9 protein-coding genes and 1 riboswitch are annotated in these 15,396 nt (G+C 75.2%); of the genes, 3 read left to right on the top strand and 6 right to left on the bottom strand.

Annotated features, from left to right (window positions below; all coding sequences use genetic code 11):
* The 3 genes from EF918_RS37140 to cobN all read right to left on the bottom strand — a co-directional run.
* A partial coding sequence (locus tag EF918_RS37140) for a germacradienol/geosmin synthase (RefSeq protein WP_185921857.1) occupies positions 1–2,204 on the bottom strand: 2,204 nt, incomplete at its 3' end.
* A 114-nt stretch (positions 2,205–2,318) separates the two neighbouring features.
* Positions 2,319–4,349, bottom strand: a complete 2,031-nt coding sequence (locus EF918_RS22210; RefSeq protein WP_125649510.1) for an ABC transporter ATP-binding protein — start codon at positions 4,347–4,349, stop codon at positions 2,319–2,321.
* Between the two features lie 483 nt (positions 4,350–4,832).
* Positions 4,833–8,441 carry a cobaltochelatase subunit CobN gene (cobN, locus tag EF918_RS22205; protein WP_125649507.1) on the bottom strand — a complete coding sequence of 1,203 codons (3,609 nt, stop codon included), beginning with the start codon at positions 8,439–8,441 and terminating at the stop codon, positions 4,833–4,835.
* Positions 8,442–8,494: 53 nt separating this feature from the next.
* Positions 8,495–8,571, bottom strand: a riboswitch (cobalamin riboswitch).
* Positions 8,572–8,732: 161 nt separating this feature from the next.
* Here cobN and EF918_RS22200 point away from each other — a divergent pair.
* From EF918_RS22200 to EF918_RS22190, 3 genes are read left to right on the top strand one after another with little or no spacing between them, the layout of a single operon-like run.
* Positions 8,733–10,082: a cobalamin biosynthesis protein CobG gene (locus EF918_RS22200; RefSeq protein ID WP_260610491.1), complete on the top strand. Its 1,350-nt coding sequence runs from the start codon at positions 8,733–8,735 to the stop codon at positions 10,080–10,082.
* Complete coding sequence (locus tag EF918_RS22195) at positions 10,079–10,726, top strand: precorrin-8X methylmutase (protein ID WP_125649501.1); 648 nt, start codon at positions 10,079–10,081, stop codon at positions 10,724–10,726. The genes EF918_RS22200 and EF918_RS22195 overlap by 4 nt, the downstream gene beginning before the upstream one ends.
* Positions 10,727–10,734: 8 nt before the next feature.
* On the top strand, positions 10,735–12,279 hold the full coding sequence (locus EF918_RS22190; RefSeq protein ID WP_125649513.1) for a precorrin-2 C(20)-methyltransferase: 1,545 nt from the start codon (positions 10,735–10,737) through the stop codon (positions 12,277–12,279).
* A 290-nt stretch (positions 12,280–12,569) separates the two neighbouring features.
* On the opposite strand, the gene EF918_RS22185 is transcribed toward EF918_RS22190, so the two are convergent.
* From EF918_RS22185 to cbiE, 3 genes are read right to left on the bottom strand one after another with little or no spacing between them, the layout of a single operon-like run.
* Positions 12,570–13,373 (bottom strand): cobalt-precorrin-6A reductase, encoded by an 804-nt coding sequence (locus EF918_RS22185; protein ID WP_125649498.1) that lies wholly within the window; start codon positions 13,371–13,373, stop codon positions 12,570–12,572.
* A complete protein-coding gene (cobM, locus tag EF918_RS22180) occupies positions 13,363–14,112 on the bottom strand; it encodes a precorrin-4 C(11)-methyltransferase (protein WP_125649495.1) in 750 nt (249 codons plus the stop codon). Before cobM ends, EF918_RS22185 begins: the two co-directional genes overlap by 11 nt.
* Before the next feature lie 3 nt (positions 14,113–14,115).
* Positions 14,116–15,360 (bottom strand): precorrin-6y C5,15-methyltransferase (decarboxylating) subunit CbiE, encoded by a 1,245-nt coding sequence (gene cbiE, locus EF918_RS22175; RefSeq protein WP_125649492.1) that lies wholly within the window; start codon positions 15,358–15,360, stop codon positions 14,116–14,118.
* Positions 15,361–15,396: the final 36 nt, after the last annotated feature.

Here is a 15,396-nt window from a genome sequence, read left to right as displayed (position 1 = left end):
GTCCCCGGCCGACGGGCAGGCCCTCGACGGGTACGTCCGGGAGCTGGAGGACTGGATGGCGGGCGGGGGTACAGGTCCTCGTCGCGGTAGCGATGGGTGTGCCGGTGCCAGTGCAGGACGCCCGCCATCCAGTCCTCCAGCTCCCGGACGTACCCGTCGAGGGCCTGCCCGTCGGCCGGGGACAGGCCGGGGTCGGCCTGGAGCACCGGCAGGTGGTGGTCGCGGACGTGCACGAACTCGTGCGTGCGCTGCACCAGCAGGTCCGCGACGATCGGCGCGGCCGCGGGGTGGTCGATGTCGAAGAAGTTCTGCGTGACCAGGACGTGGTTGTGCACCTCGCCCTCGACCTCGATCTCCTTCTGGTACGAGAACAGGTCGTTGATCAGGCAGCCGACGTCCGTGGCCGCGTTCTCCAGCGAGCGGACCACCCCGTGCCGGTGCAGGTGCGGCGGCAGGCCGGTGCCCGCGTGGCCGAGCCGGGTCAGGAACATCGTCAGCGGGCCGCCGAAGGTCCACCGGCGCATTTCGGCGTAGTCGACCGGGTCGGGGATCCGGTGCGCGGCGGCGTTGTCGGCCTCCCAGACCCAGGCGTCGATCATCCCGGTGAGCGCGGCCCGGAACTCCGCGCGCACGGGCTCGCCCATCGGGGCGACCGTGCGCGCCCACAGCTCCCGCAGGCTGCTCTCCAGCACGGTGGCCGGCTCTGCGGCGGCCGCCGGGTCGACCGGGACCATCGAGGCCAGCCGGGCCGCGGTCGCCCGGGCTGCGGCCGGGGACCCGGTCGTGCCGCAGACCCGCGTGAACCAGTCGTCGGCGTACGTCCCCCAGGCCAGCCACTGCGCACCGAGGGCGACTTCGGCGGCCGAGGCGTCCGGGGCGATGCCTGCCGCGCACAGGGCGAAGTCGAAGCCGATCGCCTTGCGGGCGTCCCAGATGCCGGAGCCCGGATCGCCGGGCTGCGGCTCCAGCAGCCCCGACTCCCGGCACCAGGTCAGCACGTCGCTGCGGGCCCGGTCCAGGTGCGGGCTCAGGCGCAGGGCGAAGGGGAGGTCGAACTCGGGCAGCAGCGAGGGGCCCACCCGCCGGTGCGGCACGTGCGTGAAGCTGCGCCGGCGCAGCGCGGCGGCGCGCGGCTCGCACACCGACCGTACGTCGAGGGCCGCGGTCCCCGGCCCGGCGGGCAGGAACGGCAGGACGACCGAGGAGGTGCCCCGGGCCCGCTCGTTCATGTACCGGCTGGACCGCAGGTGCCATTCGTGGCCGCCGGACTGCCAGTCCTGGAGCCCCTTGGCGTACGCGAGGACCGCCGCGAGCTCGTCCGGGGTGAGCCGGTGCTCGGCGGCCAGCGCCGGGACCTCGGCCAGCGCGGTGTGCTCGAACTGGTGCAGCCGGGAGGTCAGCAGGTCGCCCGCGAGATCGGCGGCCTCCTGGGTGGTGCAGCCCAGGAAGGTCTCCAGCACCAGCACGGCGTTGGACAGTTCGCCCTCGTCCTCGACCTCGCGCTGGTAGGAGAAGAGGTCGTTGCGGATGTGGACCGCGTCCGCGAACGCGTCGCGCAGCACCTGCAGCGGACGCGTGCGGGCGACCCGGGCGGGCACCTCCGCCGCCACGTACTCGACCAGGCCCGCGGACCAGGGGGCGCCGCCGACCTTGCGGCGCATCTCGATGTACTCCAGCGGGTTGGCCACCCGGCCGGTGCGGATGTTGCGCAGTTCCCACATCGACTCGTCGAGCAGGTTGCGGGTGCTCTCGGAGAATCGTTCCCGCCAGCCGGCGGACATGGCCGGTACGGTCCGCAGCCACAGGTCCTTCAGGCCCGCCTCGACGGGGTTGGTGGGCTCGGGGAACCCGTCGGCGAGGTCCATCGGCATGAATGCCGCCAGCCGGTCCAGGTAGGCCTGGGCGCCCGCGGTGTCCTGGGTGCGCTTGAAGACCTCCAGGAAGTGGTCGTCGAAGAAGAAGACCCACACGTACCAGTCGGTGACCAGGTCGAGCGCGTCGCCGTCGCAGTCGGGGTGCGTCCAGGAGCACAGCAGGGCGTAGTCGTGCGCCTCCAGGTCGCTCTGCTCCCAGACGCCGGACCCCTCCAGCATGCCCAGGCCCCGGGCCCACGCGGTGCTGTGGACCCGCGCCGCCTCCAGATGGGGGTTCAGGCGCGCCGGGTACGGCACGTAGAAGTCCGGCAGGTGAAACGGCTGCGTCACGGCAGGCAAGGCCCTTCTCGCTCGGGTGCGGGGGCCCGGTGGTGTCCGGACCCCCGCACGAGATCAGCAGGGCACTACCCCCGATTCCCGTCGGACAAGGGGGATTTCACCGCTTCAGGTGATGGTGTCGCCCTTCCTCGGCGCGGAGCCCTGCCGGGGGATAACGGCGTCCGTGACGGCGTCCGCGGCCCCTGTCGGTGCCGGCTGCGCGGCGTACTGTTCGGCCTGCATCCGGAACATCGCCGCGTACCGGCCGCCCCGCGCCACCAGCTCGTCGTGGCCGCCCTGTTCGACGACCCGGCCCTCGTGGAGCACGTAGATCACATCGGCGTGCCGGACCCCGGACATCCGGTGGGTGACCAGGACCACGGCCCGCTGCGGTCCGGCCAGGGCGCGGATGCTGTCGAACGCCGCGATCTCGGCCTGCGGGTCGAGCGCGGAGGTCGGCTCGTCCACGACCACGACCCGGGCGTCGCGGTAGCGGGTACGGGCCAGGCCGATCTTCTGCCACTGGCCGCCGGAGAGTTCCGAGGCGCCCCGGAACATCCGTGCGAGCAGGGTCTCGTAGCCGTTCGGGAGCTGGGCCACGACCTGGTCCGCGCCCGCGTACCGGGCGGCCGCGACCACGTCGGCGGCCCGCTCCACGGCCCGTTGCGGTGACCCGTCGTCGGGGCGGCCCATGGCGATGTTGGTGCGCGCGGTCACCGGCCAGCGCTCGAAGTCCTGGGTGAGCAGGGCCACCCGGTCGAACACCGCTTCCCGGTCCGCCTCCCTCACCTCCACCCCGTCCCAGGTCAGCGACCCGCTGTCGGGCAGGTGCAGCCCGGCCAGCAGCTTGACCAGGGTGGACTTTCCCGAGCCGTTCTCCCCGACGAGCGCCACCACCTGCCCCGCCGACACCGCCAGCGACACCCCGGTCAGGGCGGGGGCGTCCCGGTCCGGGTAGCGGAAGCAGACGTCGCGCAGCCGGACGGTGCCCAGCGGCTCGGGCAGCGGCCGCCCGCCCGAGGGGATCTCGCGCCGCGCGGCCTCCGCCACGAACCGCTCCAGGTCCCGGACGTACAAGGACTCCTCGTGCAGGGTGTTGGTGGTGGCCACCAGCGCCCCCAGCCCCGCGGAACCGGTGCGCACCGCGATCACGGCCGTGCCCGCGACGGCCAGCTCCATCCGGCCCGAGACGATCAGCGCGCCCAGCGCCCCGTACGTGACCAGGGCGGCGGCCCCGGACAGGGCCGCGGCCAGCAGCTCCGTGCCCGCCTTGTCGCGGGCCAGCCGGGTGGCCTCGGTCTCGGCGTGCTCGGCCATCTTGCGGTAGTGGCCGAGCAGATACCCGCCGACGCCGTGGACGCGCACCTCGGCGGCGGAGGTACGGGAGATCAGCAGCTGGCCGAGCATCCGGGCGGCCCGGGCGTGCTCCACCCAGGACATCACCGACACGTAGCGGCGCTGCGCCACCCGCATGGCGCCCCAGCCGCGCGGGGCGGCGATCAGCGCCAGCATCGGCAGCAGCACCGGGTGCAGCACGGCGAGCACCCCACCCACCGCCACCAGCGAGACCAGCCCGTTGAGGGTGGCCACGCAGGCCCCGATGGTGCGCCGGGCGGACGGCGGCCCCCACTGGGCGCTGTCCAGCAGCCGCCGGAACTCCCCGTCCTCGACGGCCTCCAGCTCGACCCGGACCGCGCCGCGCAGGTACCGCTCGGTGGCGGCCCGTTCCACCTTGGGCTCCAGCCGGCCGGCGGCCGCCGTGGACCACGAGGCGCAGACCGCGCCGAGGACGGCGACCAGCGCGCCGAGCACCAGGGCGGGCAGGGCCCGGTGCAGCCGGTCGGCCGGGGCGCCGTCGGCGAGCAGGGCGCCCAGGGCCGCGTTCACCACCAGCAGGCCCACCGCCGAGGCCACGCCCTGGCCGGCCTCGGTGACGGCGACGGTGAGCAGGGCCCGCCGGTCGGCCTCCCAGGCGAGGCGGACGGTGCCGCCGACCATCCGGGGCATGGACCGCAGGGTGGTCAGCAGCCGGTTCTCCAGCACGGCGTACTCGTGGTGGGCCCAGCCGGCGTCGTAGCGCAGAGGACCGCCGAAGAGCTGCCGTTCGCTGTCGGAGACGCGGGTGTCGGCGGGCCGGGGCCGCTTCAGGAGCCTCATGCGCGGCCACCTCCGCCCGGACCCGGATCGAACACCACATGGACATGCAGGGCTTGCACGCTTCCTCCCGAGGTGACGCGTCGGTGCATGACGCCGGGAAGAACGTGGCTGTTCAGAGCGCCGTCACGGCCGACCGGGAGCGAAGGGTCGAACGGGTTTACGGGGACGGGGTGGCGGCCCGGACGCGGCACGGCCACCGCGCCGTGATCCGGCGTTCGAACCACCCGACCGGGGTGGGCACCCCCGTGTGAGGGATTGCGGTCGAGTTCCGGCCAAGGTGGCGGCTGCTGACAGCGTGTCGGATACGTTCCGATTGTCCGATGGGTATAGCGTCATACCCGAGGCAGGCAGGAAACAGTTGGTGCCCGGCCCACGGTCCGGGTGGGCCGGGCACCGACGGTGCGTGCTCCCGCGCGCCCCCGCGCACTCCAGGGGTTGCGCAGGACTGCTCGGGTCGCGGAGGACTCCTCGGCTGGCGGCGGACTACTCCGCCTCACCCTCCAGGTCGCCCTCGGTGTCCAGGTACACCTGGCGCAGCGCCTCCAGCACCTGCGGGTCCGGCTTCTCCCACAGCCCGCGCGACTCCGCCTCCAGCAGCCGCTCGGCGATGCCGTGCAGGGCCCACGGGTTGGCCTCCTTCAGGAAGGCCTGGTTCTCCGGGTCCAGCACATAGGTCTGGGTGAGCTTGTCGTACATCCAGTCGGCGATCACCCCGGTCGTGGCGTCGTACCCGAAGAGGTAGTCCACCGTCGCGGCAAGCTCGAACGCGCCCTTGTAGCCGTGGCGGCGCATCGCCTCGATCCACTTGGGGTTGACCACCCGGGCCCGGAAGACCCGTGAGGTCTCCTCCACCAGCGTGCGCGTGCGGACCGTCTCCGGGCGGGTGGAGTCACCGATGTACGCCTCGGGGGCGGTGCCCCGCAGCGCGCGGACGGTGGCCACCATGCCGCCGTGGTACTGGAAGTAGTCGTCGGAGTCGGCGATGTCGTGCTCGCGGGTGTCGGTGTTCTTCGCCGCCACCGTGATCCGCTTGTACGCCGACTCCATCTCGGCGCGGGCCGGCCGGCCCTCCAGGCCGCGGCCGTACGCGTAGCCGCCCCACACCGTGTAGACCTCCGCCAGGTCGGCGTCGGTCCGCCAGTCCCGGCTGTCGATCAGCTGGAGCAGACCCGCGCCGTACGTGCCCGGGCGCGAGCCGAAGATCCGGGTGGTCGCCCGCCGCTCGTCCCCGTGCTCGGCCAGGTCCGCCTGCGCGTGCGCCCGGACGTAGTTCTGCTCGTGCGGCTCCTCCAGCGAGGCCGCCAGCCGCACCGCGTCGTCCAGCAGGCCGATCACGTGCGGGAAGGCGTCCCGGAAGAAGCCCGAGATGCGCAGGGTCACGTCGATGCGCGGCCGGCCCAGCTCCGCGAGCGGGACCGCCTCCAGGCCGGTGACCCGGCGCGAGGCCTCGTCCCACACCGGGCGCACGCCCAGCAGCGCCAGCGCCTCCGCCACGTCGTCGCCCGCGGTGCGCATGGCACTCGTCCCCCACAGGGACAGGCCCACCGAGGCCGGCCACTCCCCGTTGTCGCCGCGGTAGCGCTCCAGCAGCGAGTCGGCCAGCGCCTGACCGGTCTCCCAGGCCAGCCGTGAGGGCACCGCCTTGGGGTCGACCGAGTAGAAGTTGCGGCCCGTCGGCAGCACGTTGACCAGACCGCGCAGCGGCGAACCGGACGGACCGGCCGGGACGAAACCGCCGTTCAGCGCGTGCACCGCGTGGTCCAGCTCGTCCACCGTCGCGGCCAGCCGCGGCACCACCTCGCGGGCGGCGAAGGCCAGCACGTCCCGCACCGGCCGCCCGTGCTCCGCGGCCACCGTGTCCACCGCCGCCGGGTCCCAGCCGGCCGCCTCCATCGCCTCGACCAGCGCGCGGGCGGTGCCCTCGGCCTCGTCGGCCGCGGTCCGGGTGGCCTTGGACTCGTCCAGGCCCAGCGCCTCGCGCAGGCCCGGCAGGGCCGTGGTGCCGCCCCAGATCTGACGGGCCCGCAGGATCGCCAGCACCAGGTTGACCCGGTCCGTCCCGGCCGGGGCGCCGCCCAGCACGTGCAGGCCGTCGCGGATCTGGGCGTCCTTGACCTCGCACAGCCAGCCGTCGACGTGCAGCAGGAAGTCGTCGAAGCCGTCGTCGTCCGGCCGCTCCTCCAGACCCAGGTCGTGGTCCAGCTTCGCGGCCTGGATCAGGGTCCAGATCTGCGCCCGGATCGCCGGCAGCTTGGCCGGGTCCATCGAGGAGATCTGCGCGTACTCGTCCAGGTGCTGCTCCAGGCGCGCGATGTCCCCGTACGAGTCGGCACGGGCCATCGGCGGCACCAGGTGGTCGACCAGCGTGGCGTGCACCCGGCGCTTGGCCTGGGTGCCCTCGCCCGGGTCGTTGACCAGGAACGGGTAGACCAGGGGCAGGTCGCCCAGGGCCGCGTCGGGGGCGCAGGCCGCGGACAGGCCCGCGTTCTTGCCCGGCAGCCACTCCAGGTTGCCGTGCTTGCCCAGGTGCACCATCGCGTCCGCGCCGAACCCGCCGTCCTCGGCGGCCGCCTGGATCCAGCGGTACGCGGCCAGGTAGTGGTGCGACGGCGGCAGGTCCGGGTCGTGGTAGATGGCGATCGGGTTCTCGCCGAAGCCGCGCGGCGGCTGGATGAGGATCAGCAGGTTGCCGCGGCGCAGCGCCGCCAGGACGATGTCGCCCTCGGGGTTGTGGGTGCGGTCCACGAACATCTCGCCCGGCGCCGGACCCCAGTGCTCCTCGACCTGCGCGCGCAGCTCGGCGGGCAGGTCGCCGTACCAGCGCCGGTAGTCGGCGGCCGGGATCCGCACGGGGTTGCGGGCCATCTGCTCCTCGGTGAGCCAGGCCTGGTCGTGGCCGCCCGCCTCGATCAGCGCGCGGATCAGCTCGTCGCCGTCGCCCGAGACCAGGCCCGGGATCTCCTCCACCGGACCGAAGTCGTAGCCCTCGGCGATCAGCCGGCGCAGCAGCGCGACCGCGGAGGCCGGGGTGTCCAGACCGACCGCGTTGCCGATCCGGGAGTGCTTGGTCGGGTACGCCGACAGCACCAGTGCGATCCGCTTGTCCGCGTTCGCGGTGTGCCGCAGCCGGGCGTGGCGTACGGCGATCCCCGCGACCCGGGCGGCCCGCTCGGGGTCGGCCACGTAGGACGGCAGCCCGTCGGCGTCGATCTCCTTGAACGAGAACGGCACGGTGATCAGCCGGCCGTCGAACTCCGGTACGGCGACCTGGCTGGCGGCGTCCAGCGGCGAGAGGCCCTCGTCGTTCTCCTCCCAGCTGCTGCGCGGCCCCGTCAGGCACAGCGCCTGCAGGATCGGCACGTCGAGCGCGGCCAGCGCGCCCGCGTCCCAGGACTCGTCGTCCCCGCCCGCCGAGGCCTCCGCGGGCCGGGTGCCACCGGCCGCCAGCACGGTGGTGACGATCGCGTCGACCCCGCCCAGCTCCTGGAGCAGCTCCGGCTCGGGGGAGCGCAGCGAGGACACGTACAGCGGGACCGGGACACCGCCGGCATCCTCGATCGCGTCGGAGAGGGCGTGCACGAAGGCGGTGTTTCCGCTCATCTGGTGGGCGCGGTAGTAGAGCACCGCGATCCGCGGGCCGGCCGCGGACGCCGGCTCCCGCTCCAGCGGCCCCCAGGTCGGGGCGGCGGCCGGCGGCTCGAAGCCGTGACCGGTCAGCAGCACGGTGTCGGACAGGAACCGGGCCAGCTGCTCCAGGTTGGCCGGGCCGCCGTGCGCGAGGTAGGCGTGCGCCTCGGCCGCGAGGCCGATCGGCACGGTGGAGGCCTCCATCAGCTGCGCGTCCGGGGCCTGTTCACCGGTGAGGACCACCACCGGCCGGGTCTGCCCGGGGGCCAGCAGCACGTCCAGCCCGTCCTGCCACGCCCGCAGCCCGCCGAGGAGACGGACGACGACCAGCTCGACGCCGTCCAGCAGCCCGGGAAGGTCGTCCAGCGGCAGTCGGGACGGGTTCGCGAAACGGTAGGGGACCGGGCCGTCGGCGGCACGGGCGCTGAGCAGATCGGTGTCGGACGTCGACAGCAGCAGGATCATGCGGACGCAGGCCTTCCTCGGGGTTTCCGCGCCCCGGGCAGAGCGGACGGCGGGAGTTCCTGACTCGCCCGGCCCCGGCGGGGCGGACTCACAGTGGCGGGACCGCGCCGGAGTCTCACCGGGCTTCCTCCCCTGTCGCCGTCCTGGCGACGACGGGCCAAGCGGCCCGCCGGGGTGCATCCTATGCGCCGCCGCGCCCGTCCGGGAGGCGGGGTTCGGGCAGGTCCGGGGGCACACGGGGTGGTGACGGCCACAGCCGGGGCGGCCCGAATCGTGGGTATGCTCGCCGCCATGCCCCCGCCCCCCTCCAGCGCGCCCGACGACGCGCCCGGCGACGCCCGCGTCGTACGGGACCGTGGCGACGCCTGCCCCGGAGCGCTGCGCCTGCACGCGGCCGACGACGGCCACCTGGCGCGGATCCGGGTCCCCGGCGGGCTGCTCGACGTCCGGCAGGCCGCCGTCCTCGGGCTCGCCGCCGAGCGGTTCGGCGACGGACACCTGGAACTGACCTCCCGCGGCAACGTGCAGCTGCGCGGCCTCGACGACGACTGCGGCGCGCGGCTGGCCGAACTCCTGGGACCGGCCGGGCTGATCCCGGCGCCGGGCCACGAGCGGGTCCGCAACATCGTCGCCAGCCCGCTGTCGGGCCTGTCCGGACTCCCCGGATCCGCCACGCCCGGCGGAACCGACGCCTCCGGCGGTGCCGGGCACGCCGACGTGACGCCCTGGGTGGGCGAGCTGGACCGGCTGCTGTGCGCGAGCCCGTGGGCGACCGCCCTGTCGGGCCGCTTCCTGTTCGCCCTCGACGACGGCCGCGGCGACGTCGCCGCCCTCGACCCCGACGTGACCGTCCTCGCCCGCCCCGAGGACCGGGCCCTGGTGCTGCTCGGGAGCGCCGCCGACGCCGTCGAGGTGCCCGCCGCCGACGCGGTCCCCGCCGCCCTGCACGCCGCCCGGTCCTTCCTGGACGCCGCGGCCGCGGTCGGCACCCGGGCCTGGCGGGTCGCCGAGCTGCCCGCCGCGCACGCCCCGGACGCCGCGGAACTGGCCGAACGTCTGCGCACGGCCGGGATCCCCGCGGCCCGCGTGCCCGAGGTGCGCCGGCCCTACGCGCCACCGCCCCGGCCCTGGGGCGCCGGCTCCCGCTCCATCGAGCACCTGTACGTCCTCGTACCGCTGGGCCGGCTCGGCGTCGCGCAGTGGCAGGTCCTCACCCAGGTCGCCGGCCGCGGCGCGGGCACGCTGCGCCTGACGCCGTGGCGCGGCGTCGTGCTGCCCCGGGCGAGCGCCCGCCGGCCGGTCAACGGCGCCGACCGGATCCGCGCCGCGGGCCTGGTCCTGGACCCCGGAAGCCCCTGGGAGGGCGTCACCGCCTGTACCGGACGGCCCGGTTGCGCCAAGTCCCTGGCCGACGTACGCGCCGACGCGGCAGCCGTCGCGGACGCCTCGCCCGGGCCGCTGCCCGTGCACTGGTCCGGCTGCGAGCGCCGCTGCGGGCACCCCCGCGGCACCGCCTGGGTGGACGTCCTCGCCACCGGCGGCGGCTACGAACTCTCCGTCCACGGGCGGCCGGTGCCGCCCGGACCCGACCTGGCGACGTCCCTCGCCACCGCCCGGAACCACGCCCCAGCAGAAAGATGAGCGACTCCACCGTGTTCGACTACGAGAAGGACGGCGCGGCCATCTACCGCCAGTCCTTTGCCACGATCCGCGCCGAGGCGGACCTCTCCGGCCTGCCCGCCTCGGTGGCCCAGGTCGCCGTCCGCATGATCCACGCGTGCGGCATGACCGACCTGCCCCAGGATCTCGGCTACACGGACGAGGTCGTGCTGCGCGCCCGGGCCGCACTGCACGCCGGTGCGCCGATCCTGTGCGACGTCCAGATGGTCGCCAGCGGGGTCACCCGCAAGCGGCTGCCCGCCGACAACCCGGTGCTGTGCACCCTCTCCGACCCCGAAGTCCCGGCGCTCGCCGCCCGGATGGGCACCACCCGCAGCGCCGCCGCACTCGAACTGTGGCGGGACCGCGGTCTGCTGGAGAACGCCGTCGTCGCCGTCGGCAACGCGCCCACCGCGCTGTTCCGGCTGCTGGAGATGATCGAGGAGGGCGCGCCGCGCCCGGCCGCCGTCATCGGTGTGCCCGTCGGATTCATCGGCGCCGCCGAGTCCAAGGACGCCCTCGCCGCCCACCCGTCGGGCCTGGACCACCTGATCGTGCGCGGCCGCCGGGGCGGCAGCGCCATCGCGGCCGCGGCCGTCAACGCCATTGCGAGCGAGGAAGAATGAGCGAGGCCATGAGCGACCGGGCCATCCACGACCGCGCCACCGGCGAGGGGACGGACGAGAGGGCGAAGGGGCGTCTGTACGGGGTCGGACTCGGCCCGGGCGACCCCTCGCTGATGACGCTGCGGGCCGTCGAGGTCATCGCCGAGGCCGATGTGATCGCGTACCACAGTGCCCGGCACGGCCGGTCGATAGCCCGCTCGATCGCCGAACGGCACCTGCGCGCCGACCACATCGAGGAGCCTCTGGTCTACCCAGTCACCACCGGGACCACCGACCACCCGGGCGGCTACCAGGGCGCCATGGAGGAGTTCTACGAGGAGTCCGCCGCCCGGCTCGCCGTCCACCTGGACGCCGGGCGCACCGTGGCCGTCCTCGCCGAGGGCGACCCGCTCTTCTACGGCTCGTACATGCACATGCACAAGCGGCTCGCCGACCGCTACGAGACCGAGGTCGTGCCCGGTGTCACCTCGGTGAGCGCCGCCGCGGCCCGGCTCCAGACGCCGCTGGTCGAGGGCGAGGAGGTGCTGACGATCCTGCCCGGCACCCTGCCGCAGGAGGAGCTCACCGCCCGGCTGGCCGCGACCGACTCGGCGGTCGTGATGAAGCTCGGCCGCACCTTCCCGGCCGTGCGCGAGGCCCTGGCCGGCTCCGGCCGGCTCGCCGAGGCGCGCTACGTGGAACGGGCCACCATGGCCGGTGAACGCACCGGGCACCTGGCGGACGTCGACCCCGGCTCGGTGCCGTACTTCTCGGTGGCGGTCGTCCCCAGCCGGGTCGGCAACCCCGGGGCCAGGCCGTCCGGCCCGGGCGAGGTCGTGGTCGTCGGCACCGGCCCGGCCGGACCGCTGTGGCTGACCCCCGAGACCCGGCGGGCCCTGGCCGACGCCGAGGTGCTGGTGGGCTACACGACCTACCTGGACCGCGTACCCGTCCGGCCCGGGCAGGTGCGGCACGGCTCCGACAACAAGGTCGAGTCCGAACGGGCGGAGTTCGCCCTGGACCTGGCCCGGCGCGGCAAGCGCGTGGCCGTGGTGTCCGGCGGCGACCCGGGCGTGTTCGCGATGGCCACGGCCGTGCTGGAGGTGGCCGGGCAGGACGCGTACAAGGAGGTGCCGGTACGGGTGCTGCCGGGCGTGACGGCCGCCAACGCCGCGGCCGCCGCAGCGGGCGCCCCGCTGGGCCACGACTACGCCACCCTCTCCCTGTCCGACCGGCTCAAGCCCTGGGAGGTCATCGCCGAACGCCTGCGCGCCGCGGCCTCGGCCGACCTGGTCCTCGCCCTGTACAACCCGGGCTCGCGCAGCCGCACCTGGCAGGTGGCCCGGGCCAAGGAGCTGCTGCTGGAGCTGCGCCCGCCGCAGACCCCGGTGGTCGTGGCCCGGGACGTCGGCGGCCCCGAGCAGTCCGTCCGCATCCTGACCCTGGCCACCTTGGAGCCGGACGAGGTCGACATGCGCACGCTCCTGCTGATCGGCTCCTCCCAGACCCAGGTCACCGCCCGCGCCGACGGCACCACGGTGACCTGGACCCCGCGGAGGTACCCGGAGGCGTAGGCCCCGCCGCTCAGCACCGAGCTGAGCGGCGAACGCCACCGACCGGGCGCGGCCGGGGCAGTCGGGGTCTCGCCGTCCTCAGGGTCGTGGTCGTGGTACGGCCGAATCCGGCGCTCCTACCCGGTCGCCTCGATCGCAGTACGGCGGGGCGGAGCAGGGGAAACGAGATCGCTCACCCCGATCCGGACGTGGCTGCTGGTCTGGGCGAGGGACATCGAGATCCCCCGGCGCGCTGATCTGCGGGGTCGCTACGAACAGGCGCAGGACGTCCTGGCGATGTACGCCAAGGCCTAGGACACCGCCCCCGCCAGCCAGTCCAGGGCCCGGGCCACCGTAGGCGCCTCCGGGACGTGGGTGGGGGTCGGGGGGCGGGTGACCATGAGGACCGGGATGCCGGTCTCGCGGGCGGCGGTCAGTTTGGGGGAGGTGGCCGAGCCGCCGCTGTCCTTGGTGACCAGGACGTCGATGCGGTGGGTGCGCAGCAGGTCGCGTTCGTCGGCCAGGGTGAACGGGCCCCGCGCCAGCAGGACGTGCGTCCGCGCCGGTACCGGCGGCTGCGGCGGGTCCACCGAGCGCACCAGGAACCACGTGCGGTCCAGGTGCGCGAACGCGGCCAGGCCCGTGCGGCCGGTGGTCAGGAACGCCCGGCTCCCCAGGTCCGGCAGGGCCTGCGCCGCGGCCGCCAGGTCGGGTACGCGGTGCCAGACGTCGCCCGGTACGGGCTCCCAGGCGGGCCGGCGCAGCGCCAGCAGCGGTACGCCCGTCGCGGCGGCCGCCTCGGCGGCGTGGAAGCTCATGCGGCGCGCGAAGGGGTGCGTGGCGTCCACGAGACGGGTGACCCCGTGCCCGGCGATCCACGCCGCGAGGCCCGCCGGCCCGCCGAAGCCGCCGATCCGGATCCCGCCCGGGGGCAGGGCCGGGGCCGCGACCCGGCCCGCCAGGGAGGTGGTGACCCGGTACGGGCCCCCGTCCAGCGCCTCGGCCAGCCGCCGGGCCTCGGTGGTGCCGCCCAGGACCAGCACGTGGGGCGCCCGGCCCGGCGTCTGCGCAGGCGCGGGGCCGCCGGCCGCGCCGGGGACGGCCTCAGCAGACATGCCGGTCGCGCTCCGGCGAGTACAGGTGGCTGTCGCGGAACTCCTCGGCCGCCAGCGTGCGGCCCACCACGATCACCGCCGTCCGCACCAGGCCGTGCCGCGTGACCTGTTCGGCGATGTCCGCCAGCGTGCCGCGCAGGATCAGCTCGTCGGGGCGGCTGGCCATCGCCACCACCGCGGCCGGGCAGTCCGCCCCGTAGTGCGGCAGCAGCTCCGCCACCACCCGCTCGACGTACCGCGTCGCCAGGTGCAGCACCAGCAGCGCGCCGCTGCGCCCCAGCGTGGCCAGGTCCTCGCCCTCCGGCATCGGCGTGGCCTGCTGGGCGATCCGGGTCAGGATGACCGTCTGGCCGACGGTCGGCACGGTCAGCTCCCGCTTGAGCGAGGCCGCCGCCGCGGCGAACGCCGGGACCCCGGGCACCACTTCGTACGGGATCCCCGCGGCGTCCAGGCGCCGCATCTGCTCCGCGACCGCGCTGAAGATCGACGGGTCGCCCGAGTGCAGCCGGGCCACGTCGAGCCCGGCCGCGTGCGCGGCCGTGATCTCCGCGAGGATCTGGTCCAGGTCCAGCCGCGAGGTGTCCACCAGCCGGGCCCCCTCGGGGCATTCGGCCAGCAGCTCCGGCGGGACCAGGCTGCCCGCGTACAGGCACACCGGACTGGCGGCCAGCACGCGCGCGCCGCGCACCGTGATCAGGTCGGCGGCGCCGGGGCCCGCTCCGATGAAGTACACGGTCATGTCTCAGCTGCCTTCCTTGGTGACCGACCACTGCGTGACCGGCATCGCCTGCCGCCAGCCCGTGAACCCGCCGACCGGCACCGCGTGCGCCACGGCCAGCTTCACCAGCTCACCGCCGTGCGCCCCGTACCAGCGGGCGAGCAGGGCCTCCGATTCCAGGGTGACGGTGTTGGCCACCAGCCTGCCGCCGGCCGGCAGCGCCGCCCAGACCGCGTCCAGCAGGCCGGGCGCGGTCAGCCCGCCGCCGATGAACACCGCGTCGGGCACCGGCAGTCCGGCCAGCGCCTCCGGCGCGGCGCCCGTCACCACGCGCAGCCCCGGGACGCCGAGCACGGCGGCGTTGCGGACGATCCGCTCGGCCCGCACCGGCACCCGCTCCACGGTCACCGCCCGGCACGACGGGTGGGTGCGCATCCACTCGATGCCGATGGAACCGGCGCCGCCGCCGATGTCCCACAGCAGTTCGCCCGGCGCGGGCGCGAGCGCGGCGAGCGTCGCGGCGCGCACGTGCCGCTTGGTGAGCTGCCCGTCGCTCTCGTACGCGGCGTCGGGCAGGCCGGGCGTGGCGCCCAGCCGCAGGGCGCCCAGGCTGCGCCGGCATGCGACGGCGACCACGTTCAACGGGTCACCGGCCGGGTGCGCCCAGGTCTCGGCCGTGCCCTCGCAGGACCGTTCGGCCGCCGAGCCGAGCTGCTCCAGCACCCGCATCCGGCTGGCCCCGAAGCCCCGTTCGCGCAGCAGTGCGGCGATCTCGCGGGGCGAGTCGGCCCCGGCGCTGAGCACCAGCACCTTGCGTCCCTCGTGCAGCGCCGCGGCCAGGCGGGCCACGGGCCGGCCGACCACCGTGACGACCTCGGTCTCCTCCAGCGGCCAGCCCAGCCGGGCACAGGCGTACGACACCGAGGAGGGGTGCGGCAGCACCCGCAGGGCCGCCGGGCCGGCCTCCTGGGACAGGGCGCGGCCGATGCCGTAGAACATCGGGTCGCCACTGGCGAGCACGGCGATCCGTCGGCCCGCGTGGGCGGCCAGCAGGCGCGGCACGGCCGGCCGCAACGGGCTCGGCCAGGCCACCCGTTCGCCCGTACAGGCGGCCGCGGGCAGCATGGCGAGCTGCCGGGGGCCGCCGATCAGCACCTCCGCCTCGGTGAGGGCGTCCCGGGCCGGAGCGGTGAGTCCGTCCCAGCCGTCCGCGCCGATGCCGACGACCGTCACGGGGATGCCGGACGGGGGAGGGGGTGCGGAGCTCACGGCGCGGACGGCTGGGACGGACTCACCGCTCCGGCC

The organism is Streptomyces sp. WAC06614 (assembly GCF_003949795.1).
Taxonomy (GTDB): Bacteria; Actinomycetota; Actinomycetes; order Streptomycetales; family Streptomycetaceae; genus Streptomyces.
This window is presented reverse-complemented; position numbering and strand designations above follow the sequence as displayed.